A 26703-nucleotide genomic window follows, 5' to 3' on the forward strand; every position below is an offset into this window, starting at 1 on the left:
GTACGAATGTGTTCTGTGTGCCACAGACCACGGAGGGGAGCATACAAAACACTTGTATCATTGTGTGTTTTATACCTTTGCAGTCGGAGACTGCAATTTTATTTGTGGTTCTAAGTCGGAAAAGACTTAGAACAGCAAGGGGAGTAGAATAACACTTCAAGACCTTACCTACCAAAGTGAAGAAAAATCGGATAGGTCTATGGAATGAACTCCATTAATACTAATTTCCAGCTGATAACTATGTAATATTTCTTTTATATCATCTGGCAATACATCAACCTGTATTGGCTTTTCAGGATATGTCACTAAATGATATTCGGTATTAATAGGAACATTATCAATAGTTTTATCAAACGTATAAAATCCTTTATTTGCCCATTTTATGTAATATTTCACATGATTTTCATAATCTTTTTTAGAACGATTTTTTTTTCTTTCCTGTGGCAAGGGATTTAATTCACCTACTGTAATTTCGGGTAATTTATCAAAATACATATTTAAGAGATTTAAATATTCATAATTATCCAAAATTAATTTAGGAATAAGTCCTCCTGATGAAGAAAAGTGTATTAAATACCTTTCTCTTGACACCAAATACCAGTCAATATCATACGCTTCTGGGTAGTCTATCAAATCTTTTTTGTCAATCATTGAAATATAGGTTTACAATTGTCGCAAGTTGGTTTTACTTCCATTGTTCTTGGAGTAATAGTTGAACGCCAAAGTATATCAGATGTTTTTGCTGCTAGATTCTCTTTTAGTATCTCATTCTCTCGGTTGGCGTAGTGAAACATTACGTTAAGCGATAGGCGTGTAAAGTCCTATCTAACGTATTTTTGTGTTAATTTTTACAACCCCTATTTTCCAATTTACGTTTTTATTCTCTTTGTATTTATAGCTGATTATAAAGACATCGTCATTTAATGAACCTTTTTCAAAGAGATAATCAGCAAATAAATAATTGCTGTTCAGTAAAGACTTCTCTAATCTTCCTTTCGGTAGAGAAATTTTGTAAATTTTATTTGTGGTTAGATTGGTAAATAAAATCGTATTCCAATCTTTCAATGTCACAATGAATGGATAGCTTTCTTTTAGGTCAGTGATAAACAAAGAAGTCCCCAAATTTTGAATTTCAATTCCATTATTTTTATCAAATAAAATATATTTTGAAGGGTCACAACAACCAGAAATAACTTTATTCTCAATTAAAAATGAGCTTTTGAATTCTGTCCAATTAATAAACCCTAATCTTCCTGTTAGCTCCATTGAATTTTTATCAAGGTCGAAAATTTTTCTGATTCTTTTCTTATTTTGATACGTCAGCCAAGAAGAGTTACAGTCAAAACTCCAATATACTGTTGCTCCATTTTTGAATACAGTTTTTTGACATGAAATAATATTTTTCAATTCAGGCTTTTCTTTGCAGTTACAATTTTGACTAAAAATTTGTGCTGAAAATAAAGTCAATATGATTGTTAACGCAATTTTCATAATATGGTGGATAAACAAATACAAGCTTTGATAATGTAAAGACCTTATACTTTTGCAGTCGGAGACAGCAATTTTATTTGTCGTTCTAAGTCGAAAAAAGACTTAGAACAGCGAGGGGGTTCTAAGTCGGAAAAGACTTAGAACAGCAAGGGTTGCTCTCGCTTGGCGTAGTGGTTTCACTACGTCAGAGTATCAGGCGTTCTTAGAACGCAACGTCTAGTGGTATGCAGGGTACACAACTTGAAAAAATATCAAATGCGTTGCATTTTTGCAATGTAACATTGCAACACGCTCTGACGTAGTGAAACACTACGCCAAGCGAGGGTTACTTTATTATTGTATTAAATTTTCCTGTACCATTATATTTCCCCTCTCCAATAAAATATGGAGCCTTAGAACAATTTAAACAATTATCTTCTTCCATTTTATGAATAAGAGTTAAAATTCTGTCTTCTTCATGACTGTATGTTTCTCTAATGTCATCAATATCAAAGAAAAAAAAACTTGGTTTATAATTTCTATTTATTCCAAATGTTTCTTGATAAAAAACTTGTATAAAACGAGTGTACTTCTTAATCTCATTTTGTCTTGATATTAGAGTCTTACTATTATAATCTACTATATATTTTATCAAAGTATCCCGACTTTCCGGAGGGTTATCAACTACATAATATTCAGTATATCTGAGATAATCTTTATCTTTAATCTCTACTGTTAATTTGTAAATTTCACATTTTTGTTGACACCCAACAAAAATGAACAATCCCAAAAAAATAAATATTTTATTTTTCATATATCTCTCTCGCTTGGCGCAGTGTTGTTTCACTACGTCAGAGTGTCAGGTGTTCTTAGAACACAACGTCTAGTGGTATGCAGGGGACACAACTTAAAAAAATTATCAAATACGTTGCATTTTTGCAATGTAACATTGCAATACGCTCTGACGTAGTGAAACACTACGCCAAGCGAGGGTAACGCTTAGCATAATTCATCATATTTAACTTTATTTCTTGTCCATTTACCACCTACCATTTCTCGTTGAGCCTCTTCTCCATATTCAAGGTCAAAAATTTCATTTAAGGTGTTGTCATGTAAAACCAATTCTTCTAAAGCAACAATTTTTATATCCTCTGGTAGTTGGTCACCTGTTAAAAATTGCCAATCTCCATCACTATCGTGAACCACATGTAAAATCGGTTTTTGTTCATCAAGCCATTGTTTTGTTGTAAAAGTCGAAAGGTTTTTCTCTTCTCTAAATTTAAAATCAGCATTTCTGTCGAGTAAAGGTTGTTTATAAATAAATTCTTCTTCAAAGTCTGCTTCCCACGGAAATTTGTCATTGCGGTCTGTCCAAATAAGGTGCAAAGCTTCAAATTTTTTGCCGTAATAATAATTTGAAGCTACTCCAAAATAGCCGTCTATGTTTCTTTGGTCAACGTTTAAAAATGTCGCTTTATTACTCTCAAATATTTCAGTGTAAATTTTTCCTATCTCTATAATTTCCCCATTTTTTATTATTTCAGCAACATCATTAATTATTTCATGTCCAAGGTCATTTGGCAGTCCAAAACAAATTATCTCTGGGTGATTGTAAGTCTGTGACAAACCAATACTATAAGCAAAAGAAGGAGAATAACTTGTTGAACTCACCATAATAACTTGCAGACCAAATTTGTCAATATTTAATTTGGTCTGTTCAACTAAGTCGTCTTTATTGATGCCGTTATGTTCTTTGTCTGTTGTCATTTGGTTATTTTGTACTACTCTCGCTTGGCGCAGTGTTGTTTCACTACGTCAGAGTGTCAGGTGTTCTTAGAACACAACGTCTAGTAGTATGCAGGGTACACAACTTGAAAAAAACATAAAATGCGTTGCATTTTTGCAATGTAACATTGCAACACGCTCTGACGTAATGAAACACTACGCCAAGCGAGGGATAGCAATGACAGTAAAATATATTATTAGTTATTGACATTTATATTTCAATCCCTCTCAATTTGCGGTAAAGCTTTAATGCAAATAAGTCAGTCATTCCAGAAATGAAATCTAGTATTTTCATTACTTTGAGATATGGTGAATCAGTTTCATCAAAGTTGAATTGATTTGGTAGTAACTCTAAAATTTTGTTTTGCTCTTTTTCTCGTTCATGTTTTGGCGTTAAGGCCGATGTAACAAAATCTTCTACTAATGCACTCATAATTCTAAAGCCTGCTATTTCTAATTCAACAACTTTTCTATTGTTGTAAATATATTTATAATTAATTTTAGTCAATTCCTCAAAAAGAGGTTTAATTTCTAAAATATCTTCGATTAGGGTATTATCATACTCCCCTTTTAGTATAACATTTTTATTTTCGAAAAAAACGTCTGCACATTTATATGTTAATGTGTTTATACACTTAGCTCTTAAATAAGCAATACATTCATTTTTATCATCACTCAACTCAGTAATTTTACGATTAATATCTTCAATGTTTTCTTTTGGATTTTTAGATATAATTTCTAAAAATATATCTTTGACAATATCAAAACTTAAAATATTTAATCTGTGGGCATCTTCAAAATCTATAATGTTATAACAAATATCATCAGCAGCCTCAACCAAATACACAAAAGGGTGACGTTTAAAGGATAATAATTCATTTTCACTTTCTTCTATCATATTGAGTTCTTTACAAATGTCAAGAAATGTTTCCTCATCTGCTTTGAAGTATCCATATTTCTTCCTGTGTTTACTCCCCTTTTTCCCTTGACTTGCTAATGATTCACAAGGATATTTTATAATTGAACCAATTGTTGAATATGTTAATCTAAAACCTCCTTTAAATCTATTTTTTTGCTTTTGAGTAATTATTCTTAAAGCATTAGCATTACCTTCAAAAGTGATTAAATCTTTCCATTCATTATCAGAAAATAATTTTTTGAAATTTATATCTTCAGATTTAGTAGTATCTCTCTTTTTAAAATATTTAGAAATTGCTTCCTCGCCAGAATGCCCAAAAGCTGGATTACCTAAATCGTGAGCTAAACATGCAGCACTAATTACATTTTTTAAATTATTTCTATAAAAACTTTTAGCTTTAGGATTTGAAGAAATCTCTTTAATATCCATTAATTTTCTCCCTACAATTTTTCCTAAAGACCTACCTACACTTGCAACTTCTAAAGAATGAGTAAGCCTATTATGTACAAAAACTTCTTCTGGTAATGGAAAAACTTGGGTTTTATTTTGTAGTCTTCTAAATGGACTAGAAAATATTATTCGATCCCAATCCCTTTCATATTCTGTACGAATGTCAGGGTCACTAGAAGAAAAGCCAAATCTTTTCTCTGAAAAGCAGTTGTTCCAAGTTAAACTCATATTTGTTAATATGTAAATTGATTTCAGCGAGTTTTAGTCAATTGCTTGTAACTCGTAATTTGTAATATGATATTTATATTTCTTTCGGGATTAAAAACTAAAGGATAGCACAATAATTAATTATAATCTAACTTACCAAAACCTTCCCAGCTTCACAAATTATCACATGATAAATTTTCCAAAACTTATTATACGGTAAGTATAGCCCGTTCTTTCCCGCACAAACCGTGCTAAATCGCACATAAATTACTTTTATAATTTTATATAATTGTTTGATAATCAATTGTTTATTATTTGGCATTGTCTTTGGAATACTATTAGCAAATCTAACAGTATTATGGACAAAGAAATTTCTCAAAACCTTATTAATCAACGGAAATCTAAAAAGTGGCTTATCGGTTTGTTGTTTGTGTCAGCGTTAATTGCGATACTCTACTTTTTTAGAAATTCTCTTCAATCTTCTATTGAAGCTTCAAAAATCAGAACGGCTGTGGCTGAAATGGGCAGTATCGAAAATACCTTAACGGCATCGGGGGAAGTAATCCCTGCTTTTGAACAAACGATTACTAGTCCGATAAAAGCAAGTATCAAAAAAGTGTTTTTTACCACTGGGGCATCATTAAAGGCTGGTCAGCCTATCATGGATTTAGATAAATCGCTGACGATGATAGAGTTGGAGAAACTAAAAGATCAATTGGCTTTAAAGCAAAATAGCATTGGAAAGCTGAAAATGGATTTAGATAAAAAAATCTATGATGCTGACATAAGCGATAAAATAAAATCCTTGACTATTAATCGCCTTAGAGCGGATTTAGAAGACACCAAGCGCTTGCTAAAAGTAGGAGGGAGAACCCAAGAGGACGTAACCAAAGCTGAAAACCTTCTGAAGATTGCTGAATTAGAAAAAGCACAATTAGAAAACGAATTGAATTATCACCGAAAGTCTGTTGGAGCAAATGTGCGTGAGTCTGAATTGAATGCTGAAATAGAAAGCAAGAATTTGAAAGAACTTCAACACAAAATCACGATGGCAGATATCATTGCCGACCGTTCAGGCGTGCTTACTTGGGTAAATGATAAAATCGGTTCAGCCGTCAACGAAGGAGAAATGCTAGCTAAATTGGCCGATTTGGGCAGTTTTAGAATAGAAGGTTCTTGTTCAGATACTTATTCCGACCAATTGAAAATAGGGATGCCCGTGATTGTAAAAATCAATGAAGTGTCACTACGTGGAATGGTGGTGCAAATAAAACCTTCAGTAGCCAATGGCATCGTTCAGTTTTCAGTGGCTTTAGAGGATAGTAAGCACGCTTCGCTACGTCCAAATATGAAGGTGGAGGTTTTTATGGTTACTAATCGCATTGCTAATGCCGTTCGTGTGGCTAATGGACCTGCGTTTAATGGAAAAAGAAAAACCTCTGTATTTGTATTAGAGAAAGGCATTGCCAAAAGGAGAGAAGTAGAAATCGGGCTTTCCAATTTTGATTTTGTAGAGATAAAAAGTGGTATTCAGGCAGGCGAAAAAGTAATTATTTCGGATTTGAGCAAGTATGAGCATTTGAACGAAATTAAAATTGAGCAATAATGAAAAACACTTTACGATACATCTTATTGTTTATTAGCAATTTATCGTTGGCTCAGCAAACACAATTAAGCTTAGACGAAGCCGTGCAAATGGCTAAGGATAAATCCATTGCTGCTAAACAAGCATCCACGCAGAAAGAAACAGATTTTTGGCGGTTCAAATCGTTTCAGGCTGATTTTAAACCGCAATTGAGTTTAAGCGGAGCATTACCAAGTTTTACGCGCTCGTTTATTCAAGTGCTTCAACCTGATGGTACCATAGCTTTTCAATCGGTTTCTAATAATAATTCAACCTTAACGCTATCGCTTAGCCAAAGTATTGCTAAAACAGGAGGAACGATTTATGTGCAAAAGCAACTTCAACGCTTTGATGATTTCGAGAGAAATACGACGCTTTATAATGGCATACCTGTAGCATTTGGATTGACGCAACCGCTTTTTAGATTCAATGCCATGAAATGGGATAAACAGATAGAGCCGTTGAAATATTCAGAAAGTCAGCAACTATTTTTGGAGTCCTTAGAAAAAGTATCCTTGAATGTGAGTAGTTACTATTTTGACTTATTGATTGCTCAGGTCAATTTACAAATTGCCGAGAAGAATAGAAGTAATAACGATACGCTGTATAAAATTGCATCGAAAAGACTAGAGTTGGGCAAGATTTCAGAAAATGATATCCTTCAATTGCGTTTATCAGTGCTGAATGCTCAGAAAGATTTAGCTTCTGCCAAACAGCAAGCGGAGGTAGCCACGCTACAATTGAAATCATACATTGGATATAGAGAAAGCACAAAATTAGACCTTGATATTCCTTTTCAGATTAAAGTCTTTGAGATTGATGCTCAAAGAGCTATCAAAGAGGCTTTAAATAGTCGTTCTGATGCAATTGCCTTTAGGCGAAGAATCTTAGAGTCTGAGCGAGATTTGAATAAGGCTAAAAGCGAGAATGGGTTGAATGCTTCTTTGAATGTAGCTTTTGGTTTATCTAATCGTGGAGCAAGGCCTTTGGATATTTATAAAAATGCCCAAGACCGTGAGTTTGTCGAAATACAATTTACGTTGCCGATTATGGATTGGGGTAGGTCTAAGGCTCGTACTGAAACCGCGAAAGCCAATTTACAACTAACACAGCAAAGTGTGGAACAAGATAAACTGACTTTTGAGCAACAGATTTATACACAGGTAACGCTTTTTGAAATGCTCCAAAAGCAAGTGAAACTCACCGCAGAAACGGATGAAATAGCCAATAAAAGGTATCAGATTGCCCAAGATAGGTACATTTTGGCAGATTTGAGCATCACAGATTTAAGCATAGCCTTGCAAGAAAAAGACCGCGCCAAAAGAGATTATATCATTGCCCTAAGGGACTATTGGCAAGCATATTATACATTACGTTATTATACTTTATACGATTTTGAACAAAATGAATCTTTAAATCTTAGAAAATAATCATGATTAAACTAACAAACATCGAGAAAGTCTACCAGACTAGTAGTATTGAAACATTGGCATTGAACAATATCAATATAGATATCAAAAAAGGGGAATTTGTCTCTATCATGGGGCCATCGGGGTGTGGCAAAAGTACACTTTTGAACATCATGGGTTTATTAGATGAGCCTTCAACAGGTACGATAGCCATTGATAGCAAACCTGTAGAAAAATTCACGGATAAGGATTTGGCTTTTCTACGCAACCAGAAAATAGGGTTTATTTTTCAAAGCTTTCACCTTATTAACGACTTGTCGATTTTAGATAATGTTGAAATTCCTTTGTTGTATCGTACTTCAACCAGCAAAAGTCGTAGAGATGCGGCAAAAGAGGCGTTAGAAAAAGTAGGGTTGAGCAACAGGATGAAACACTTTCCGAATCAGCTTTCAGGTGGACAAAAACAGCGTGTTGCTATTGCCAGGGCTATCGTTGGAAACCCTGAAATCATTTTAGCAGATGAGCCAACAGGTAATTTGGATAGTGCGATGGGGAATGAAATATTGAATATCCTCTTAGAATTAAATAATGCAGGCAGTACCATTGTAATGGTTACGCACGACGAAAACATGGCGAAGAAAACCCACCGCTTAATTCGCCTTTTTGATGGTTCTCAAGTATCTTAATTTAACCTCTAAAATATAAAAATCATGCTGTTCAATTATATTAAAATTGCATGGAAAGTCCTGCTTAGGCATCCATTTTATACTTTTATTACGCTGTTTGGTATAACCCTAACTTTAACGGTATTGATGGTCATTACTTCTTTCCTAGACCATTTGGTGGGAAGTCATTATCCTGAAAATAAGCGAGATAGGTCGCTATATATCATGAGTATGGCGTTGCGAGATTCTGCTAGAACTTCAATGAATGGAGGGCCTGTATCTTATAGTTTTATCAAAGAGCATATCAAATCTTTGAAAACACCTGAAAAAGTAGGTTTTTCTACTTTTGTAAGCTTTGCCAATTCGTACTTGAATGGCAAAAAAATCAAAGTAAATACAAAATTCTGTGACGCTACTTTTTGGGAAGTGACTGACTATGAATTTTTGGAAGGAAAGCCCTTTAACGAACAAAATATTGCTAATGGCGAACATGTAGTAGTGATTACAGATGCCATGAAAAGACAGTTTTTTGAAGACGAAACCGTTTCAGCTATTGGTAAAAGCATTGAAATTGACAACGAAAAGTTTAGAGTCATTGGCGTGGTAAAAGCTGCACCAGTAACCCGTTTTTTGACTTTTTCAGATGTATTTTTTCCTTATAATCTGCCAAAAAGTAATTACCAAAAAACAGGTTTACGAGGCAATTTTACTGCCATATTTTTGGCTAAAAATAAAGGTGATTTTAAGGCAATTCAAGATGAATTTGATGCTTCTGTCAGAAGAATTCCTTTACCAATTATGGATTTTGGTCAAAAGTTTGATATCATCGATATCAAAGCACAGCCTTATGTAGATACTGTTTTGTATAGCTTTATGAACGGTGGTCGAGACATTTATGTCTATATCGGTATCTTCTTTATTTTATTAATGTTGATGGGTTTGCCCGCCATCAATTTAGTGAATCTGAACGTGAGTAGAATCATGGAAAGAGCTTCTGAAATCGGTATTCGTAAGGCTTTTGGAGCACCATCTAGTTCTTTGGCTTGGCAATTTATTATTGAAAATATCTTTATCACCATGATTGGAGGTTCTTTTGCCTTAATACTTACACTAATCATCATCAGTATTTTCAATGAAAGTGGTTTAATTCTTCATGCCGACCTAACGATTAATTTTAGTGTATTTGGCGTCAGTTTATTGGTTTGTTTGATTTTTGGCCTACTCTCAGGCGTAGTACCAGCCATCAGAATGTCAAAAATGAAAGTAATTGATGCACTGAAAAGCTCGTAGAGGCTATCAGCTGTCGGACTTCGGCTATCGGAATCTTAGCTTTGAGCAATGAGCAATGAGTTTTTTAATTCGACAAATAACAAGAATCACTAACTCACTCATTCACAACTAAGAACAATCACTCACTCACAATTCACTCAATCACTCATTAATATGCTACAGCATTTATTTAAACTCATCTGGAATAAAAAACGCCACCATACTTTATTGATGGTAGAGATTTGGATTTCCTTTTTAGTACTTTTTGGCGTGATGTCGCTGATTAGTTACAATTTCAAAAACTATTTAGAACCTATTGGTTTTGAATATGAAAATGTGTGGGCTTTAGACTTGAATAAAAACCAAGATACCACAGCCATCCTTGGAAAATTAAATACAATTTACCAGAAAATTGAATCATATCCAGAAGTAGAAGTAGTTTCAAGGATGTCTAATAACTCACCTTTTTCTTTTAGTAACAGTAATGGTAATATTAGTTATAAAAAGACTTCTGTTCATGGGGATTATTATCATACAGATGAAGCTTTTGCAAAGGCTTTGGGTATGAAAACTATCCTTGGGAATTGGTATAAAAAAGCAGGAGTAGTGGATAAATTCAGACCTGTGGTGATTAATAAAAAAGCACAAGAAGGTTTGTTTGGAGAAGTAAATCCGATTGGAAAAATTATAGGCGATGACCAAAAAATAGTAGGTGTAATCGAAAATTTCAAAGCCAAAGGTGAATTTGATAATAATGAACCTTGTATTTTTACCTTGATAGATGATAAATACGATTATGATAAAGTACTGATTAAAGTAAAAGTTGGGACAGATGCTAACTTTGAAGCTAAACTTACCAAAGATATTGGCGGAATTGCTAAAGAGTGGACTACCGAAGTAAGTTATCTGACAGACCAACGCCACAATCAACATAATTTAGCTTTAGTGCCTGTCATTATTTTTATGATTATTGCTGTATTTTTATTAGTCAATGTAGCGATGGGCTTATTCGGAATTTTGAATTTAAACATTGCCAAACGTCGTGAAGAAATAGGTGTACGCAGGGCTATGGGTGCTACAGCAGGCAATATCAAAATTCAGTTTGTTGGCGAAATGTGGGTAATTGCTACTTTCGGAATGCTAATTGGAATACTATTCGCCATACAATTCCCTTTGATGAATGTATTTAATTTAGAAGCTAGTATTTATTGGATGGCAATAGCACTTTCTATCGTAATTTTATACGGCATCGTAACGCTGTGTGCTTATCACCCAAGCAGACAAGCCGCCAAAATACAACCAGCAATGGCTTTGCATGAGCAGTAAATTAGCCGTGAGCTATGAGTTTTGAGCCATGAGATTTTTAAGCGTTTAAAGCTCATTGTTCAAAGCTCAAAAATATGAATAATAGAATTTAGCTTTGAGTCGTGAGCGTTGAGAATTCAAGAGTTTAACGCTCAATGCTCATAGAAAGCTAAAATAAAAAAACTCAAGGCTCACAGCTCACAGCTTAACGCTCATAGAAAGCTAAAATAAAAAAACTCAAGTCTCAAAGCTCATTGCTCACAGCTAAAATATATGAACAAAATATTAGTCATTGATGACGATATAGCCGTACAGACATCCCTTTCGTTGATGCTTCGGCAAGAAGGCTTTCAGGTGAAGACAACCTCTTCACCTGTTTTGGCTATGGATGTTATCGAAGAATTTCAACCACATTTAATTATACTAGACCTTAACTTCTCGATTGAAACTTCTGGAGATGAAGGGATAAAAGCATTGAAAATTATCCGTGGAGCTTTTCCTGATATTGCTATTATCTTATTGACAGGCTGGGGAACTATCAATTTGGCTGTTGAAGGAATGAAATTGGGGGCTAAAGATTTCATGACTAAACCGTGGCAAAACGATTATATCATCCAGTCGATTAACACGATTCTGAATCTTTCTCAGCAAAAAGTACAATCGCTCAATCGTAAGAAGTTAGACCAAAAATATCAGTTTGAGCACATCGTGGGCGAAGACCCAAAGCTCTTAGAAATCCTTGAAACGATTGGTAGAGTAGGCATTACAGATGCCCCTGTGTTGATTACGGGCGAAAGCGGAACAGGTAAAGAATTGATTGCGGAGGCTATCCATCAAAATAGTAAAAGAAAAAACAAGCCTTTTATTAAAGTAAATCTAGGAGGCGTTTCGGCTAGTTTATTTGAAAGTGAATTGTTTGGTCACATGCGCGGAGCTTTTACAGATGCTAAATCTGATAGAATAGGACGTTTTGAGTTGGCGAATAAAGGCACAATATTCTTAGATGAAATTGGTGATTTAGATTTATCCAGTCAGGTGAAATTATTAAGGGTATTGCAAGATAGAACCTTTGAACCATTGGGGAGTAGTAAAAGCAAAACAGTAGATGTAAGAGTAATTTGTGCGACCAATCGTAATTTGGAAGAAATGGTGGCTAACAATACTTTTAGGGAAGATTTATTTTATCGAATCAACCTCATCTCAGTAAAATTGCCCGCTTTACGAGAAAGACCCGATGACATTGCTTCACTCGCCATTTATTTTGTCAATAACCTAAAAACTATTTACGAGCGTCCATATTTAACAATTGCTCCTAAAGCTATCAATTGGCTGAAATCTTTACCTTTACCAGGCAATATACGTCAACTGAAAAATTTAGTTGAAAAAACAATTTTACTGACACCTAAAGATGAACTAGCGATTGAAGATTTTCAAAAGAATATTTCTATCAATACCATACAAAATAGTAAAAATATGCTACCAGAAGTAGGAACGATGACGTTAGATGAAATAGAGTTATTAATGATTCAAAGAGCAATGGCTTTTCATCAAAATAAAATATCAAAAGTAGCTCGTTCGCTAGGCATTACTCGCTTTGCTTTGTACAGAAGGTTGGAAAAATTTAATATACCGTTTGTGGAGTAATTGTGAATGAGTGAGTTGTGAGTTAGTGATTTATTTCATTTAGGGGCAAATTTATGACTGATTATTACATAATTATAAAATAATCAACTAAAAACTCGCTAATTCACAATTCACTAACTCACAACTCATAAAAAATCACTAATTCACTAACTCACTCAATCACAACTATTCTCTTGTCCTTAAAAGTAAAATATATCATTTTTGTTACGCTCATTCATGCCGTTATTATCTTTTTAACGTTTCGGCTTTTGAATGAAAACAAGCTCTATTTTATCCTTTCTGAACTATTAGTTCTTGCCTCATTAATCATTGCTGTTCAGCTGTATCAAGACTTTATTCAGCCACTGAAATTCTTGTTGATGGGAGCAGAAGCTATTAAAGACCAAGATTTTGCGGTAAAATTCAAACCAGTGGGCAAGTACGAAATGGATGAACTGATAGCTGTGTATAATGCCATGATAGACCAACTCCGTCAAGAACGCCTACAAGTAATTGAACAACATTTTTTTCTGGAAAAACTCATTCAAGCTTCGCCAATAGCCATTATCATTTTAGACTTTGACGGAAATATCGTTAAGACTAACCCCAAGGCACAAGAGCTTTTTTCTTTGCCTGAATATTTATCAAATACTTTAGCATTAAGTCAGATTCCCCATCCTATTATTCCTCATTTACTATTATTAGCAAACAAAGAAGCACAAACAGTACAATTAAATGGCTTGGCTACTTATAAGATACAACGCTCGTTTTTTATGGATAGGGGCTTTGCACGTCCATTTTTACTCATTGAAGAATTAACCACCGAAATTCTAGCGACGGAAAAGAAAGCCTATGGCAAGGTAATTCGGATGATGGCTCATGAAGTCAACAATTCAATAGGGGCAGTAAACTCTATTCTGGAAGTAACCAAAAAATATATTGAAGATGATGATTTATCAAATGCGTTAAGGGTAGCCACTGAACGCAACGACCGTTTGAATCTTTTTATGAGGCGTTTTGCTGATATTGTCCGTCTGCCTTTGCCTAATAAAGAAGAAAGGAATATCGCTAGCATTATCAAAAATGCTGTTCAACTGATGCGACTACAAATAGAGCAAAAAGGTATTTCGATAATTAGTAATTATAAGGGCGAAGGAAGAGCTATATTAGTAGATGTAGGGCAAATAGAGCAAGTATTGGTGAATGTCTTAAAAAATGCCATTGAGGCCTGTGAGGGAAGTAGTGATAAAACCATTAAAATTAGCCTTGATGATACTCAAATCGTCATTGCTAATAATGGAAAGCCTATTCCCAAAGCCATTGAACAGCAGTTGTTTACTCCATTTTTTAGTGATAAACCAGAAGGACAAGGCATTGGTCTAATGCTTTGCAGAGAGATACTGAATAATCACGGCTTCAATTTTTCTTTACAAACAAAACCTGACGGTTGGACAGAATTTGTAATTGAATATCATTTGTAATACTTCAAAATCATAAAAAAAAGCGGTCTAAAACTAGTTTAGACCGCTTTTTTGTGATTGACATTCCCCGAATTCCTACTGTTTGAGCGGAGCGAGTTTAGGAATTCTTGATTTTTTTGTTACTTTTTGTATCAAGACAAAAAGTAAGGACAAGAATAAATTCAGAACTCTTTAAAACTCATTATACAAAAAAAAATCGGGATGACTCATGCTTGTATGCTAAAGAAAAACGAAAATTATTTCGCCAAAGCAGCTTTAAGATTTTCATCTAATGCAGCCAAGAATTCTTCAGTATATAAATAATGCTCGCCATGATTCACTTTATTTCCGTGAATACAAACTGCTAAGTCTTTAGTCATTTTACCAGATTCAACTGTTTCAACACAAACTTTTTCTAAAGTTTGGCAGAAGTTGATTAACTCATCGTTACCATCTAATTTACCACGGAACTCTAAACCACGAGTCCAAGCAAAGATAGAAGCGATAGGGTTAGTTGAAGTTGGTTTCCCTTTTTGGTGGTCACGATAGTGACGAGTAACCGTTCCGTGTGCTGCTTCAGCTTCCATTGTTTTTCCGTCTGGAGTAATCAATACTGAAGTCATCAAACCTAATGAACCGAAACCTTGCGCAACTGTGTCAGACTGAACGTCTCCATCATAGTTTTTACAAGCCCAAACGAAATTACCATTCCATTTCAATGCAGAAGCTACCATATCATCAATCAAACGGTGTTCGTAAGTTATGCCTGCTGCTTCGTATTTTGCTTTGTAATCTGCTTGGTAAATTTCTTCGAAGATATCTTTGAAACGACCATCGTATTTTTTCAAGATGGTGTTTTTAGTAGATAAATATAAAGGCCATCCTTTGCTTAATGCCATGTTGAAACATGAGTGAGCAAAACCACGGATAGACTCGTCAGTGTTGTACATTGTTAATGCTACACCGTCGTTTTTGAAGTTGAATACTTCAAAAGTTTGTGGTTCAGAACCATCTTCAGGCGTGAAAGTAACTGTTAATTTTCCTTTTCCTTTTGTTAAGAAGTCAGTAGCACGGTATTGATCACCAAAAGCGTGACGACCAATCATGATTGGAGCTGTCCAGTTTGGTACTAATCTTGGAACGTTAGAACAAACGATTGGCTCACGGAAAACAGTACCATCCAAAATATTACGAATTGTTCCGTTTGGCGATTTCCACATTTGTTTCAAGCCGAACTCTTCAACACGTTGTTCGTCTGGAGTGATTGTAGCACATTTGATACCAACGCCATATTCTTTGATAGCATTTGCTGCATCAATCGTAACTTGGTCATTAGTTTCGTCACGGTATTCCATGCCTAAATCGTAGTATTTAATATCTACATCTAAGTAAGGAGTAATCAACTTATCCTTAATGAATTTCCAGATAATTCGAGTCATTTCGTCGCCATCTAATTCAACGACAGGGTTCGCAACTTTAATTTTTTCCATTGTGAAATATGCTAATTGGGAATTTTGAACTTTAATTGTTTGAATTAATTCAAATTTCTTTTATTTAAAGAATGATTTTGGGGCAAAGGTAATCAATGAATTAATACGGAATGTGTTTTGTTTCTCTAAATTCTATATAGATTGGTCAAGGCTTGAAAAAAATCCAATTTTAAGTACCTGAAAATAAAAATATTGGAAATTAGGGTTGTTAATAAACCGAAAATTCAGTTTTTGATTTAAAATACATCATTACTGATATAAATACCTTTAGAAAAAGCCTTTTAACCAAAATAGTAACAAAGGCTTTGAAAAGAATAAGAATTAATCTACTTACTTTGTATTTTATTTAAAACAGAATGGTTTTAATCAATTGTGTTTGTGGAAGTCAGAAAAATAAATCCTAGCGATACTTGGTCTATCCGACAAAGCGTAATGTGGCCAGATAAACCGTTGGCTTATGTGCAATTGGAAGAAGATGAAAGAGGATTGCATTTTGGAGTATTCGAAAATGCTGAATTGCTTTCTGTTGTATCCTTATTTTTAGAAGAAGAAAATGCCCAGTTTAGAAAATTTGCTACAAAAGTAGCTCATCAAGGTAAAGGTTATGGTTCTGTATTACTTCAATCATTGATTCAAGCATGTGAAAAACAACATATAAAGAATCTCTGGTGTAATGCTAGAGTAAGTGCTTATCCGTTTTATCAAAAATTTGGTTTTGAAATCGTGTCGGAAACTTGGACAAAAGATGGAATCGAGTTTGTGAAGATGAGTAAAATATTTTAATCTTTACGACACCAGTGGGAATCGAACCCACATCAAGCGTTTATGTTTTGAGTAAAACACTGACAACCCAAATTTAATTTTAATTAAAAATGACTGATTATATATTAAGAATTGATTGTACCGACGAAAAGGGACTTGTTCATAAAATTACAGGAGTACTTTTTTTTAATAACCTTAATATTGAACGTACCGACGAGTTTGTAGATGTTGATAACAATCTTTTTTTCATGCGTGTAGCTTTTTCTGGCGACTGTGACCCTGAAAGAATTGAAGATGGACTAAGGGGAATCCTGCCAAGTACCGCTAATATCGACCTTACTACTAAACAAGTAAAAGATGTAGTGGTATTGGTTACCAAAGAACACCACTGCCTTTCAGATTTATTGATTAGAAATGAATTCAACGATTTGCCATTTAATATTTTAGCAGTCATTGGCAATCATGAGGTACTGCGTCCGCTTACTGAGAAATTTAATATACCATTTCATCATGTTCCAGCGGAGGGAATTACCCGTGCTGAACATGAAAAACAGATTGAAGAATTGGTAAAAAGCTACTCACCAGACTATCTGATTCTTGCTAAATTTATGCGTATCCTCACGCCAGAATTTACAAAGAAGTTCAGTAAGAAAGTTGTCAATATTCACCATTCATTTTTACCTGCTTTTATCGGAGCCAATCCGTATAAACAAGCACATCACAGAGGCGTAAAAATCATTGGTGCAACAGCGCATTTTGTCACAGATGATTTAGATGAAGGACCAATTATTTTTCAAGACATCACAAGAGTAGACCACACCAAAAATGCTTTAGAGATGGCTCAGGCGGGGCGTGATGTAGAGAAAATAGTCTTGGCCAAAGCCTTGAAATTTGTTTTTGAAGACCGTGTGTTTATTCATGGGAATAAGACGATTATTTTTGAGTAAAAAGTTAAATCAAACTACATTGAAATTATCAATCATCGTAGCCGTTGCTGAAAACGGCGTTATCGGGCATAATAATCAACTAATTTGGCGATTGCCTGAAGATTTAAAGATGTTTAAACGACTTACAACTGGGCATCCAGTGATTATGGGGCGTAAGACGTTTGAATCTATCGGTAAGCCCTTGCCAAATCGTACTTCTATCATCATTACCCAAAATCCTGAGTTTCAAGTGGAAGGCTGTATCACTGTTCATTCTTTGGAAGATGCTATCGAAGCAGCTAGTGAGATAGAAGATAACGAAGCCTTTATCATTGGAGGTGCAGAGATTTATCGCCTGTCCTTGCCTTTTACAGATAAAATCTATCTGACAGAAGTGCATCATGCTTTTGAAGGAGATACTTTCTTTCCAGAACTTGATAAAAATGTTTGGGAAGAAGTAAGTAGGATAGACCACGAAACCGACGAAAAGCATTTATATAAATACTCTTTTGTGGAATTAGAGAAATAATTTGGAAATTTGAAGATGTGTTGATTTGAAAATTAATGTTTACGCTTTTAGTGCGTTAACACTTTTCAAGATTTTCTTTAAACTAAACGAATATTTTAAATGATAGAAATAGCCGACAAAGCCATTGATATTCAAGCTTGTATTGATGCCGCACAGTCAGAACGTGCGGGAGCAGTAGATGTATTTATTGGAACCGTCAGAAATCATAATAATGCCAAAGAAGTAGTAAGACTAATCTTTGAAACGTATGATACAATGGCGGTAAAAAAAATGCAAGAATTAGCCGACCAAGCCAGAGAAAAATGGGAGATTGAAAAAATTGTAATAGTCCATCGCAAAGGAACGTTAGAAATTGGTGATGTGGCCGTGGTAATTGCTGTTTCTACACCACACCGAGCTGCGTCTTTTGAAGCTTGTCAATGGCTAATCGATACCCTCAAACAAGTAGTACCTATCTGGAAAAGAGAAGTTTATAAAGATGGTGAAGAGTGGCTAGAAGCCCACCCTTGATTTATAAAATCATCAGGTTACAACCACGAATATCCGAATTGTCAAATCTGCCTAATACCCTAAATTGTCCAGTTTCAGGTATAAACGAGCCTAGGTCTTTGGTTTCAATAAATGAGCAAGAATCCACATTGGCTAAGTCAATAACGTTGATACCTCCTCTGGTTTGATGCTCAACATTGAAAGGGTCGTTTACATCTCTTAATAAGATTTTCATCGAAGCTGGCAAATCAAAAATGCCCTCACCAAAAGAATAGCCTTGAGATAATAATTCGGTCATGCCATATTCTGAATGAATTTTATCGACATAAAAGGCATTCGTCAGTATTTCATGTACTTCTTCGCGGAGCAATTCTTTTCTTCGTCCTTTCATACCGCCTGTTTCCATCACCGTTAAGTGTTGAAATATTTGAAGAAAAGATAAATCTAAACCAGCTTCTGCAAAATCCAGCAAACCAAAGGTAACCCCGATTAACAATATTTTTTTTGAAGAATCCTCTGAGGCAATTCTTTTTAAGGTAGTCGCTAGTTCATTGTAATTATTGAGATAAAACCCTGAATCTTGCGATTTACTTTGTTTGATAAAATGCTCGACCATATATACCAAAGAAGAATTGTTTCGCTCAAGATAGGAAGGGAGCAATGCAAGAATTTGAAATTCAGCGAGTTTACCATAGAATTTTTCAAAAATCTGTTCCGCAATTTGCAAATAGAAATCAGGGTCGGCTACCAAGTGTCTTGATGTATTTTGCCCTGTCGTTCCGCTACTTTCAAAAATTACTTTTGGTTGTACTTCACCGCTGAGGATAGTCTGAGTCTTGAAAAACTCAATCGGTAAAAATGGAATGTCTTTGATTGATTGAACCTTTGATACATCAACTTGTAGATATTTTAAGTACTTTGCATACGTAACGTTATTTTGGGCTTGAAAACGGAAAATGTTTAGTGCCAAGTCATCAAAATTTTGTGTATTTACGTTGAGTACGCTTGCTTTTAATTGTGCTGATGTTATCATTTTTGGGGCGATTCGTGAAATCAATCTAATATCGTTCCGCAAAATTAAGCAAATCATTAACTTTACAGAACAATAAAACAACAAGGAAGCGAGGAAAATCGTTATACCGTTAAAATGTTTTTAAATGCTATGAGAAAGAACTTATACATCTTTAGTTTTTTAGTGCTTATGTTTTCTTGTACGGGCGTACCAGATTTTAGTAATATACCCAGTATTTCATATAATAATCTTCGTATTATCACCACAGAGAAACCAACTCAGTTGGGGGTTACCAAGAAAGACTCTGTGATTATTTCTATTAACTTTCAAGATGGTGATGGTGACTTAGGGTTTAATGCTCAGGAGTTTGCAGCGTTGCAAAAAAAATATGGTTTAGATGTCAGAACTTACCTGATTGATTTATATGTAAAAAAGAATGGCAAGTTTATATTGAGCGACCCTAGTGTGAAATTTGGAGGGAATATTTTATTTCATTTAAAAGATGGCACTAAGGCTGGCCCTATCGAAGGAGTAGTAGATTACTCTGTTAATTTTGAATACCTTAACTTCGCAGGGATTCCTAATCTAACTGGTAAAAAGGATACAGTGAAGTTTGAAGTTACGATTAAAGACAGGGCGATGAACACAAGTAATACTACTGAAACCCCAGAGATTGTTATTTTTAAATAAAATCAACTATAAAATATTACGCTCAAAATTGGCATGGCTTCGGTCATGCCAATTTTGTTTTAGCTTAATCAAGCTTTGTAACTGCCTTTTTACTCTATTTTTTTTATCTTTGACAATAAACATAGAAAACTTTTCCAAAAATTAACCAATCAACATTCAAGACCCACAATATTCGTGAAAAAACTGCTTTATATTGCCTTCATCATTATTTATGCTGTGAATACACCTGTATTCGCACAAAAAAAGAAAGTTAGCTTAGAAGACATTTGGACTAAATATACTTTCAACCAAAAACAAGTACAGAATGTCAATTGGATGAAAGATGGTGCATTTTATACTGCCCTTGATAATGGCAAAGTTATCAAGTATCAAGTGACAGATGGTTCAGCAGTAGAGACAATCTTTAATGAAGCCGTAAGTGTAGAGAATCTAGGAAAAAAAATAGTAATAGATGACTACGCACTTTCTGCGGATGAACAAAAATTATTGATAAGTACAGAGTCTGAGCCTATTTATCGTCGTAGTTCGAAAGAAGAAAATTTTGTATATGATTTAAAAACAAAGAAACTTGTTCAGCTTTCTGGCGGAGGTAAACAAATGTTTGCTACTTTTTCTCCTGACGGTTCTAAAGTAGCTTTTGTGCGTCAAAACAACTTGTTTATTGTTGATTTAGCTACGATGACAGAGCAAAAAATTACGAATGATGGTAAATGGAATCAAATTATCAATGGTGCTTGCGACTGGGTTTATGAAGAAGAATTCTCTTTTGCTCGTGCCTTTCAATGGTCGCCAGATAGCAAGAAAATAGCCTATTATACTTTTGATGAGACCAATGTGCCAGAATATAATTTGCAAATGTGGGGTAAGTTATATCCTACAGACTACCGTTATAAGTATCCGAAAGCAGGAGAAGCTAATTCAAAAGTAGCTATTTCTGTATATCACCTAAATGAAGTGAAAAGTACTAAAATGGATATTGGTTTCGATACTGATATTTATGTGCCAAGGATTCGTTGGACACAGGATGCTAATGTATTGTCTATCGCAAAATTGAATCGTTTACAAAACCATTTGGATATTCTGCATGCTGATGCTTTAACGGGCAATACTAAAGTAATCCACACAGAAGAAAGCAGAACGTATGTAGATGTTGAACATTTTGCAGATGATTTAACCTATTTGTCTGACGGAAAATCATTTATCGCATCTTCGGAAAAAGATGGTTTCAAACACCTTTATCATTATGATATTACAGGTAAATTGATACAGCAAATCACTACTGGGAAATGGGAAGTAGATGATTTTTATGGGATAGATGAAAAGACAAAAACACTTTATTTTACATCTACCGAATTATCTAATACTGAACGCCAGCTATTTAGTATTGCTTTAGATGGGAAAAACAAGAAACAGCTTTCGCAAGAGAAGGGTATGAATAGTGCTAATTTCAGCAATGATTTTAAATACTACATCCTCAATCATTCGGCAGCGAACAGCCCAGTAAAAGTAAGTTTACACAAAGCCCTCTCGGGACAGTTAGTAAAAGTATTAGAAGACAATGCTGAACTAAGAAAAACCCTTGAAACTTATGATTTAGCCAAAAAGGAGTTTATGACCATTACAACATCTGAAAACATTGAGTTGAACGCATGGATGATTAAACCTACTAATTTTGACCCTAAGAAAAAATATCCAGTATTCATGTTTTTATATGGCGGACCAGGAAGTCAGCAGGTATTAAATCAGTTTGATAGTTTTAATTCATTTTGGTATCAGCATTTAGCGCAGAAAGGATACATTGTTGCTTGTGTAGATAACCGTGGGACTGGTGGGAAAGGAGCAGATTTTAAGAAATGTACCTACCTAAACCTAGGAAAACTAGAGGTAAAAGACCAGATAGAAGCTGCAAAATATTGGGGAAGTTTGCCTTATGTAGATAAAACTAGAATCGGGATTCAGGGATGGAGTTATGGTGGATATATGTCATCAAACTGTTTGTTCCAAGGTGCTGATTATTTCAAAGCCGCCATCGCTGTTGCTCCTGTTACTAACTGGCGTTTTTATGATAGTATTTATACTGAAAGATTCTTGAGAACTCCTCAAGAGAATGCAAAAGGCTATGATGAAAACTCGCCAGTAACCTATGCTAAAAACTTAAAAGGGAATTTCTTGTTAGTACATGGAACGGGTGATGATAACGTACATTTTCAAAATTCAATAGCCCTAGAAGAAGCATTGATTAAAGCTAATAAACAGTTTCAATCGTTTTATTATCCAAATAAGAATCATGGTATTTATGGAGGGAACACTCGTTTCCACCTTTATACGATGATGACTAATTTTATTGAGAAGAATTTATAAAGGCTATCAGTCTTCAGCTTTTGACTGTCGATAACCTAATAATTATCTCTAGCGGGTGACTTAAGTCACTCGCTAGAGATAAAGAATTTTGAGAATAGTATTATTATACCTTTTAATCATTACCTGACTATGAACCTTCGTTTTTTATTACTTGTAGCTTGTCTACTTTGCCTGCATAATACTTTTGCACAAAATATTACTAGTTCTGAAGAACAAGGACAAATAAAGCAAGTGATTGCTGATGAGGCTAATTATTTTAATGCAAGAAATGTTGAAAAGTGGAGTCTTTGTTATCGACAAACGGCACAAACTTATTGGGCTATAGTGGATAAAGAATTAACAGCACAACAAGAGAATTGGGATAATATCAGCAAGTTTGTTAATACTTATTTCAGTCAAAATCCTAAAGCGACTAAAGCAAGCTATACCAGAGAGAATTTTAATTTTAGGAAAGTAAATCCAACCTATGTATGGCTAAGCTTTGACCAAACAAAAACCATAGACGGTAAAAAGGTAGTAACCAAAGAACTGAGAATAATGGAATTAATAAAAGGCGAGTGGAAAATCGTAAACCGAACAGGATTTTCAGTCAATACCGAGAAAAAAGAAGAAAAAACCACCAAACAGTAGCACGACTTTCTAAGTCGTGTAATATCAAAAAGGGCAAATTCATTAAAATGAATTTGCCCTTTTTGATAGCTAAAGCCCAAAACTATATCACTGGCGTAGCAAATATTTTTACGTCGTCTACCGTAATTAATTCATTACACATAATTACTAATCTTTCCACAACGTTTCTTAATTCACGCACATTCCCTGTCCAAGGCAAAGTTTGTAAATACTCCATTGCTTCTTTTTCAATTTGCTTAGTTGGTTGTCCGTATTCATCGGCCACATCATCAAGAAATTTATCCACTAACAAAGGAATATCATCTGGACGTTGTTTAAGTGGAGGAACATATATCGGAATCACACTTAAACGGTGGTATAAATCTTCACGGAAACGCCCTTCTGCAATTTCTACCTGTAAGTTTTTATTCGTAGCTGCAAAAACACGTACATTGATTTTGATTTCTTTATCGCCACCTACTCGCGTAATTTTATGTTCTTGCAAAGCCCTTAACACTTTTGACTGTGCCGAAAGCGACATATCACCAATCTCATCTAAGAAAAGTGTTCCGCCATCTGCTTGTTCAAACTTACCAATTCTTTGTTTAACAGCAGAAGTAAAAGAGCCTTTTTCATGACCGAACAATTCTGATTCGATTAATTCAGCAGGAATGGCCGCACAGTTTACTTCAATCAAAGGCATTCCTACTCTATTACTTTTTTCATGCAGACGCTTAGCAACCATTTCTTTACCCGCTCCGTTAGGACCAGTAATTAATACACGTGCTTCGGTAGGGCCCACACGGTCTGCAATATCTTTTACTTTTTGAATAGCGACAGATTCTCCAACAATTTCATTCAAACGGTAAACTTTTTTCTTCAAAACTTTTGTCTCTATGATCATTTTACCACGCTCCACTGCATTTCTTACAGTTACTAAAAGGCGGTTCAAATCAGGGGGTTTAGATATAAAATCGAAGGCACCACGTTTAGTGGCTTCTACTGCGGTTTCCACATTTCCAAAAGCTGAAATCATGATGAATTGTGTGGAACGTCCCAGTTCAGTTGCTTTTTGAAGTAACTCTAGTCCATCGATTTTAGGCATACGAATATCGCAAAGGACAACATCATAGTCGTTTTGCTTGAACATCTCTAATCCTTGCTCACCGTCATTTGCTTCGTCAATCTTATAGCCTTCATACTCCAATATGTCTCGCAGAGCACCTCGAATCGCTTTTTCATCATCAATAATTAATAATTTCGCCATGAATTGGAATTGGGGATTTTGTGCAGCTTCAATTTAAAGGTATTTACGCTGTGAATTTAAGAAGGAATCGTTAAAAATACTTAATTTTATCCTCTTTACTTTGCTGTTTCTATCAAATTTATTATCAAAAATGCAAAATTTGCATCAAGAATTAAATTTGGCTATTATTTATTTGTCTTTTTTTTACTTCAATTAAATTCAATTCCTCACGATTAAGTATTTCTTTCTTTAAATAATACATTCATTTTTGATTTAAGTCGTCTATCCGACCATGTAAATCCTTTGAAACGGTCAAATTTGCAAGGCAATCATCATCCATAACTACTTTCAAATGATAATGTTCAAAAAAAAATGATGGGTTAACTGGTACGAAAATTTTGATATAGAATTTTAGAAGAGCTAAGCTGGTATAATGAAATTTTAAAATGAAATAGTTAAATTTAAGCTCAATGAAAAAAGCTATGAAAAAAATCTTAATCTGTTTGCTCTTCGTAAATATTAGCACCTATGCACAACAATGGAAACCCGTAACCGCAGGGGTTTCATTTAAAATTAAAATGTTAGGCTCTACCATCAATGGCAAATTCAAAGGCTTTTCAGGAGTGTTGAAATTCGATGTCAATGATTTGAATAATGCAAGTTTAATGGCTTTTGTAGAAGCCGCTACTTTAAATACCGACAATAATATCCGGAACAGACATTTAAAAGAGAAGGAAGATTTTTTTAATGTATCTAAATACCCATTTATCACAATGAAGTCTACCAAAATAGAAAAAGTAGGAAATGACTTTGTTGGATATTTTGATTTGACGATTAAAGAAACTACCAAAAATGTCAAAATACCATTTACATTCAAAAAGGAGGGAAATAATGCTACTTTTTTAGGAAGTACCACCATCAACAGGAGAGAGTGGGCCGTAGGAGGAGGAACACTTGGAATGAGTGACGATGTGACATTTACAATTTTAGTCAATGCCGTAGCTCAGTAGCTGGAGAATGTTTACCATTTATTGCTTTCAATTCACATAAAACTATAAAAAGATGCTCCAAAAAATTAACATTGATATTATCAAACAGCTTGCTGATTTGATGGAGAGTTTAGAAAACGAAGTCTATCAGGATAATCTTGCCCCACTGCATTATCATTCTGTAGGACAACACGTAAGGCATATTACTGAATTTTATTTATGCCTTTTAAAAGGATACGAAACAGGAATGGTAAACTATGATGCGCGTGAACGAGATATACGTATAGAGGGCGATAAGGATTTTGCTTTAGAAATATTAGAGACTGTAACCAATCGCTTGGATTTTTACCAGCACGATAGAGCATTAACGCTTCAATCAGCATTTGGTTTCGAACAGGCAATAGATATTTCAAGTAGCTTTTTTCGCGAACTTACTTACCTGATAGAACATACTATCCATCATTTGGCGATTATCAAAATTGGGTTGAATGAAGTGTACCCCACTATCCAAATTTCCTCTGACTTTGGCGTAGCTCATTCTACCATTCAACATCGTAAAATGGCTGAAGCCTAAAACCGATTAAAATTTCATGTAAATCAATACCAACTCATTTATTAAAAATGTGTGTACTTACTTATTTGCCTAATAAAAATGGTTTTTTCTTGACCAATAACCGAGACGAAGTCCTAACACGCCCAAAAGCAATACCCCCTAAGAAATATGTGATTAACGGGAAACAGGTTTTCTTCCCGAAAGATGCATTGGCAGGAGGGACGTGGTTTGCCACTTCGGATGATTTTACACTTTGTTTATTAAACGGAGCATTTGAAAAACATCAGCACAATCCTCCTTATAAGCAAAGCAGAGGGCAGGTAATTTTGGATTTTTTTAAGTTTGATTCGACGGATGATTTTTTGGCACAATACGAATTTGAAGGAATAGAGAATTTTACGTTGATTGTTATTCATAGTGACAAGGAAAACATAAAGTTATGCGAGTTTCGTTGGGATGGCAAAGTGTTGCATTATGTCCAAAAAGATGCGACTAAGGCACACATTTGGTCATCGGCTACATTATATAGTGATGAAATCAGACACAAGCGAGAGCAATGGTTTGATGATTTCCAAGAGAAATATCCTAATTGTGGTCCTGAGCAAGTAATTGATTTTCATTTATATGGAGGAACGGGCGACGAAGAGAATGATATGCGTATAAACCGAGAAAATCTGTTAGTAACACAATGCGTATTTCAAGTAGTAAAACAAAACCAATATTTATCTTTCTCTTTTCATGATTTGCTTTCAGAACAAGCTTTAAAGTATAGAGTACTGTAAGGTATTGATACTTGTTGTTTAGTACCTTACTTATAAGCTACTAAATATAGCTATCTTTGTATTGTAAAATGTAAGCTCA

At 34.6% G+C, this 26703-nt stretch carries 25 protein-coding genes; 17 read left to right on the forward strand and 8 right to left on the reverse strand.

From position 1 onward, the window contains the following. Positions 1-168: 168 nt before the first annotated feature. From AC1RNE_RS16405 to dgt, 5 genes are all read right to left on the reverse strand, one after another. The gene (locus tag AC1RNE_RS16405; RefSeq protein ID WP_492802294.1) at positions 169-651 is read right to left on the reverse strand and encodes a hypothetical protein; all 483 of its coding nucleotides are present in this window, start codon (positions 649-651) and stop codon (positions 169-171) included. 174 nt (positions 652-825) lie between these two features. Continuing rightward, a complete protein-coding gene (locus AC1RNE_RS16410; RefSeq protein WP_492802296.1) occupies positions 826-1491 on the reverse strand; it encodes a hypothetical protein in 666 nt (221 codons plus the stop codon). Between the two features lie 325 nt (positions 1492-1816). Further along, a complete protein-coding gene (locus AC1RNE_RS16415; RefSeq protein ID WP_492802298.1) occupies positions 1817-2284 on the reverse strand; it encodes a hypothetical protein in 468 nt (155 codons plus the stop codon). A gap of 185 nt (positions 2285-2469) precedes the next feature. After that, positions 2470-3237, reverse strand: coding sequence for a DUF4262 domain-containing protein (locus AC1RNE_RS16420; RefSeq protein ID WP_492802300.1), 768 nt, complete (start codon positions 3235-3237; stop codon positions 2470-2472). 229 nt (positions 3238-3466) lie between these two features. Then, entirely contained in the window at positions 3467-4852 is a 1386-nt protein-coding gene (gene dgt / locus AC1RNE_RS16425) for a dGTP triphosphohydrolase (RefSeq protein ID WP_492802302.1), read from the reverse strand. Positions 4853-5189: 337 nt separating this feature from the next. Between dgt and AC1RNE_RS16430 the strand changes: the two genes are divergently transcribed. The 7 genes from AC1RNE_RS16430 to AC1RNE_RS16460 all read left to right on the forward strand — a co-directional run bounded on the left by AC1RNE_RS16430 (position 5190) and on the right by AC1RNE_RS16460 (position 14207). Continuing rightward, positions 5190-6437 (forward strand): efflux RND transporter periplasmic adaptor subunit, encoded by a 1248-nt coding sequence (locus AC1RNE_RS16430; RefSeq protein WP_492802304.1) that lies wholly within the window; start codon positions 5190-5192, stop codon positions 6435-6437. Further along, complete coding sequence (locus AC1RNE_RS16435) at positions 6437-7885, forward strand: TolC family protein (RefSeq protein ID WP_492802306.1); 1449 nt, start codon at positions 6437-6439, stop codon at positions 7883-7885. Before AC1RNE_RS16430 ends, AC1RNE_RS16435 begins: the two co-directional genes overlap by 1 nt. 2 nt (positions 7886-7887) lie before the next feature. Next, positions 7888-8550, forward strand: a complete 663-nt coding sequence (locus AC1RNE_RS16440; RefSeq protein WP_492802308.1) for an ABC transporter ATP-binding protein — start codon at positions 7888-7890, stop codon at positions 8548-8550. A 24-nt stretch (positions 8551-8574) separates the two neighbouring features. Next, the gene (locus AC1RNE_RS16445; RefSeq protein ID WP_492802309.1) at positions 8575-9819 is read left to right on the forward strand and encodes an ABC transporter permease; all 1245 of its coding nucleotides are present in this window, start codon (positions 8575-8577) and stop codon (positions 9817-9819) included. A gap of 153 nt (positions 9820-9972) precedes the next feature. Further along, positions 9973-11124, forward strand: coding sequence for an ABC transporter permease (locus AC1RNE_RS16450; protein ID WP_492802311.1), 1152 nt, complete (start codon positions 9973-9975; stop codon positions 11122-11124). Positions 11125-11376: 252 nt separating this feature from the next. Beyond that, on the forward strand, positions 11377-12747 hold the full coding sequence (locus AC1RNE_RS16455) for a sigma-54-dependent transcriptional regulator (protein WP_492802313.1): 1371 nt from the start codon (positions 11377-11379) through the stop codon (positions 12745-12747). A 248-nt stretch (positions 12748-12995) separates the two neighbouring features. After that, entirely contained in the window at positions 12996-14207 is a 1212-nt protein-coding gene (locus tag AC1RNE_RS16460; RefSeq protein ID WP_492802315.1) for a sensor histidine kinase, read from the forward strand. A 236-nt stretch (positions 14208-14443) separates the two neighbouring features. Here AC1RNE_RS16460 and AC1RNE_RS16465 read toward each other — a convergent pair whose 3' ends face one another. Beyond that, positions 14444-15676, reverse strand: coding sequence for an isocitrate dehydrogenase (NADP(+)) (locus AC1RNE_RS16465; protein WP_492802317.1), 1233 nt, complete (start codon positions 15674-15676; stop codon positions 14444-14446). A 378-nt stretch (positions 15677-16054) separates the two neighbouring features. Between AC1RNE_RS16465 and AC1RNE_RS16470 the strand changes: the two genes are divergently transcribed. The 4 genes from AC1RNE_RS16470 (at position 16055) to AC1RNE_RS16485 (ending at position 18403) form a co-directional block, all read left to right on the forward strand. After that, the gene (locus AC1RNE_RS16470) at positions 16055-16459 is read left to right on the forward strand and encodes a GNAT family N-acetyltransferase (protein WP_492802319.1); all 405 of its coding nucleotides are present in this window, start codon (positions 16055-16057) and stop codon (positions 16457-16459) included. Positions 16460-16548: 89 nt separating this feature from the next. Then, positions 16549-17385, forward strand: coding sequence for a formyltetrahydrofolate deformylase (purU, locus tag AC1RNE_RS16475; RefSeq protein ID WP_492802321.1), 837 nt, complete (start codon positions 16549-16551; stop codon positions 17383-17385). A 19-nt stretch (positions 17386-17404) separates the two neighbouring features. Beyond that, the gene (locus AC1RNE_RS16480; protein ID WP_492802323.1) at positions 17405-17893 is read left to right on the forward strand and encodes a dihydrofolate reductase; all 489 of its coding nucleotides are present in this window, start codon (positions 17405-17407) and stop codon (positions 17891-17893) included. A 99-nt stretch (positions 17894-17992) separates the two neighbouring features. Continuing rightward, the gene (locus AC1RNE_RS16485) at positions 17993-18403 is read left to right on the forward strand and encodes a molybdenum cofactor biosynthesis protein MoaE (protein ID WP_492802324.1); all 411 of its coding nucleotides are present in this window, start codon (positions 17993-17995) and stop codon (positions 18401-18403) included. Position 18404: 1 nt separating this feature from the next. Here AC1RNE_RS16485 and AC1RNE_RS16490 read toward each other — a convergent pair whose 3' ends face one another. Continuing rightward, a complete protein-coding gene (locus AC1RNE_RS16490) occupies positions 18405-19415 on the reverse strand; it encodes a LuxE/PaaK family acyltransferase (RefSeq protein WP_492802326.1) in 1011 nt (336 codons plus the stop codon). A gap of 129 nt (positions 19416-19544) precedes the next feature. Here AC1RNE_RS16490 and AC1RNE_RS16495 point away from each other — a divergent pair, with 129 nt between their 5' ends. From AC1RNE_RS16495 to AC1RNE_RS16505, 3 genes are all read left to right on the forward strand, one after another. Further along, entirely contained in the window at positions 19545-20084 is a 540-nt protein-coding gene (locus AC1RNE_RS16495) for a hypothetical protein (RefSeq protein ID WP_492802328.1), read from the forward strand. A gap of 174 nt (positions 20085-20258) precedes the next feature. After that, complete coding sequence (locus AC1RNE_RS16500; RefSeq protein ID WP_492802330.1) at positions 20259-22445, forward strand: S9 family peptidase; 2187 nt, start codon at positions 20259-20261, stop codon at positions 22443-22445. Positions 22446-22574: 129 nt separating this feature from the next. Then, entirely contained in the window at positions 22575-23075 is a 501-nt protein-coding gene (locus tag AC1RNE_RS16505) for a hypothetical protein (protein ID WP_492802332.1), read from the forward strand. An 82-nt stretch (positions 23076-23157) separates the two neighbouring features. Here AC1RNE_RS16505 and AC1RNE_RS16510 read toward each other — a convergent pair whose 3' ends face one another. Continuing rightward, positions 23158-24321, reverse strand: coding sequence for a sigma-54-dependent transcriptional regulator (locus AC1RNE_RS16510; protein ID WP_492802334.1), 1164 nt, complete (start codon positions 24319-24321; stop codon positions 23158-23160). A 461-nt stretch (positions 24322-24782) separates the two neighbouring features. On the opposite strand from AC1RNE_RS16510, the gene AC1RNE_RS16515 reads away from it, so the two are divergent. The 3 genes from AC1RNE_RS16515 to AC1RNE_RS16525 are packed head-to-tail and all read left to right on the forward strand — an operon-like array spanning position 24783 to position 26624. Then, positions 24783-25310 (forward strand): YceI family protein, encoded by a 528-nt coding sequence (locus AC1RNE_RS16515; protein WP_492802335.1) that lies wholly within the window; start codon positions 24783-24785, stop codon positions 25308-25310. Positions 25311-25362: 52 nt separating this feature from the next. After that, positions 25363-25863, forward strand: a complete 501-nt coding sequence (locus tag AC1RNE_RS16520; RefSeq protein ID WP_492802337.1) for a hypothetical protein — start codon at positions 25363-25365, stop codon at positions 25861-25863. Between the two features lie 47 nt (positions 25864-25910). After that, on the forward strand, positions 25911-26624 hold the full coding sequence (locus tag AC1RNE_RS16525; RefSeq protein WP_492802339.1) for an NRDE family protein: 714 nt from the start codon (positions 25911-25913) through the stop codon (positions 26622-26624). Positions 26625-26703: the final 79 nt, after the last annotated feature.

It is taken from the genome of Arcicella sp. GW822-FHT02H01, assembly GCF_058802005.1.

What these genes read in the sequence shown, in the direction of transcription:
- AC1RNE_RS16445 (WP_492802309.1), top strand. Translation starts at nt 8,575, where the DNA reads ATGCTGTTCAATTATATTAAAATTGCATGGAAAGTCCTGCTTAGGCAT.
- AC1RNE_RS16515 (WP_492802335.1), top strand. Translation starts at nt 24,783, where the DNA reads ATGAAAAAAATCTTAATCTGTTTGCTCTTCGTAAATATTAGCACCTAT.
- AC1RNE_RS16455 (WP_492802313.1), top strand. Translation starts at nt 11,377, where the DNA reads ATGAACAAAATATTAGTCATTGATGACGATATAGCCGTACAGACATCC.
- AC1RNE_RS16485 (WP_492802324.1), top strand. Translation starts at nt 17,993, where the DNA reads ATGATAGAAATAGCCGACAAAGCCATTGATATTCAAGCTTGTATTGAT.
- AC1RNE_RS16415 (WP_492802298.1), bottom strand. Translation starts at nt 2,284, where the DNA reads ATGAAAAATAAAATATTTATTTTTTTGGGATTGTTCATTTTTGTTGGG.
- AC1RNE_RS16465 (WP_492802317.1), bottom strand. Translation starts at nt 15,676, where the DNA reads ATGGAAAAAATTAAAGTTGCGAACCCTGTCGTTGAATTAGATGGCGAC.
- purU (WP_492802321.1), top strand. Translation starts at nt 16,549, where the DNA reads ATGACTGATTATATATTAAGAATTGATTGTACCGACGAAAAGGGACTT.
- AC1RNE_RS16490 (WP_492802326.1), bottom strand. Translation starts at nt 19,415, where the DNA reads ATGATAACATCAGCACAATTAAAAGCAAGCGTACTCAACGTAAATACA.
- AC1RNE_RS16520 (WP_492802337.1), top strand. Translation starts at nt 25,363, where the DNA reads ATGCTCCAAAAAATTAACATTGATATTATCAAACAGCTTGCTGATTTG.
- AC1RNE_RS16410 (WP_492802296.1), bottom strand. Translation starts at nt 1,491, where the DNA reads ATGAAAATTGCGTTAACAATCATATTGACTTTATTTTCAGCACAAATT.
- AC1RNE_RS16430 (WP_492802304.1), top strand. Translation starts at nt 5,190, where the DNA reads ATGGACAAAGAAATTTCTCAAAACCTTATTAATCAACGGAAATCTAAA.
- AC1RNE_RS16505 (WP_492802332.1), top strand. Translation starts at nt 22,575, where the DNA reads ATGAACCTTCGTTTTTTATTACTTGTAGCTTGTCTACTTTGCCTGCAT.
- AC1RNE_RS16450 (WP_492802311.1), top strand. Translation starts at nt 9,973, where the DNA reads ATGCTACAGCATTTATTTAAACTCATCTGGAATAAAAAACGCCACCAT.
- AC1RNE_RS16405 (WP_492802294.1), bottom strand. Translation starts at nt 651, where the DNA reads ATGATTGACAAAAAAGATTTGATAGACTACCCAGAAGCGTATGATATT.
- AC1RNE_RS16525 (WP_492802339.1), top strand. Translation starts at nt 25,911, where the DNA reads ATGTGTGTACTTACTTATTTGCCTAATAAAAATGGTTTTTTCTTGACC.
- AC1RNE_RS16435 (WP_492802306.1), top strand. Translation starts at nt 6,437, where the DNA reads ATGAAAAACACTTTACGATACATCTTATTGTTTATTAGCAATTTATCG.
- AC1RNE_RS16440 (WP_492802308.1), top strand. Translation starts at nt 7,888, where the DNA reads ATGATTAAACTAACAAACATCGAGAAAGTCTACCAGACTAGTAGTATT.
- dgt (WP_492802302.1), bottom strand. Translation starts at nt 4,852, where the DNA reads ATGAGTTTAACTTGGAACAACTGCTTTTCAGAGAAAAGATTTGGCTTT.
- AC1RNE_RS16510 (WP_492802334.1), bottom strand. Translation starts at nt 24,321, where the DNA reads ATGGCGAAATTATTAATTATTGATGATGAAAAAGCGATTCGAGGTGCT.
- AC1RNE_RS16420 (WP_492802300.1), bottom strand. Translation starts at nt 3,237, where the DNA reads ATGACAACAGACAAAGAACATAACGGCATCAATAAAGACGACTTAGTT.
- AC1RNE_RS16495 (WP_492802328.1), top strand. Translation starts at nt 19,545, where the DNA reads ATGAGAAAGAACTTATACATCTTTAGTTTTTTAGTGCTTATGTTTTCT.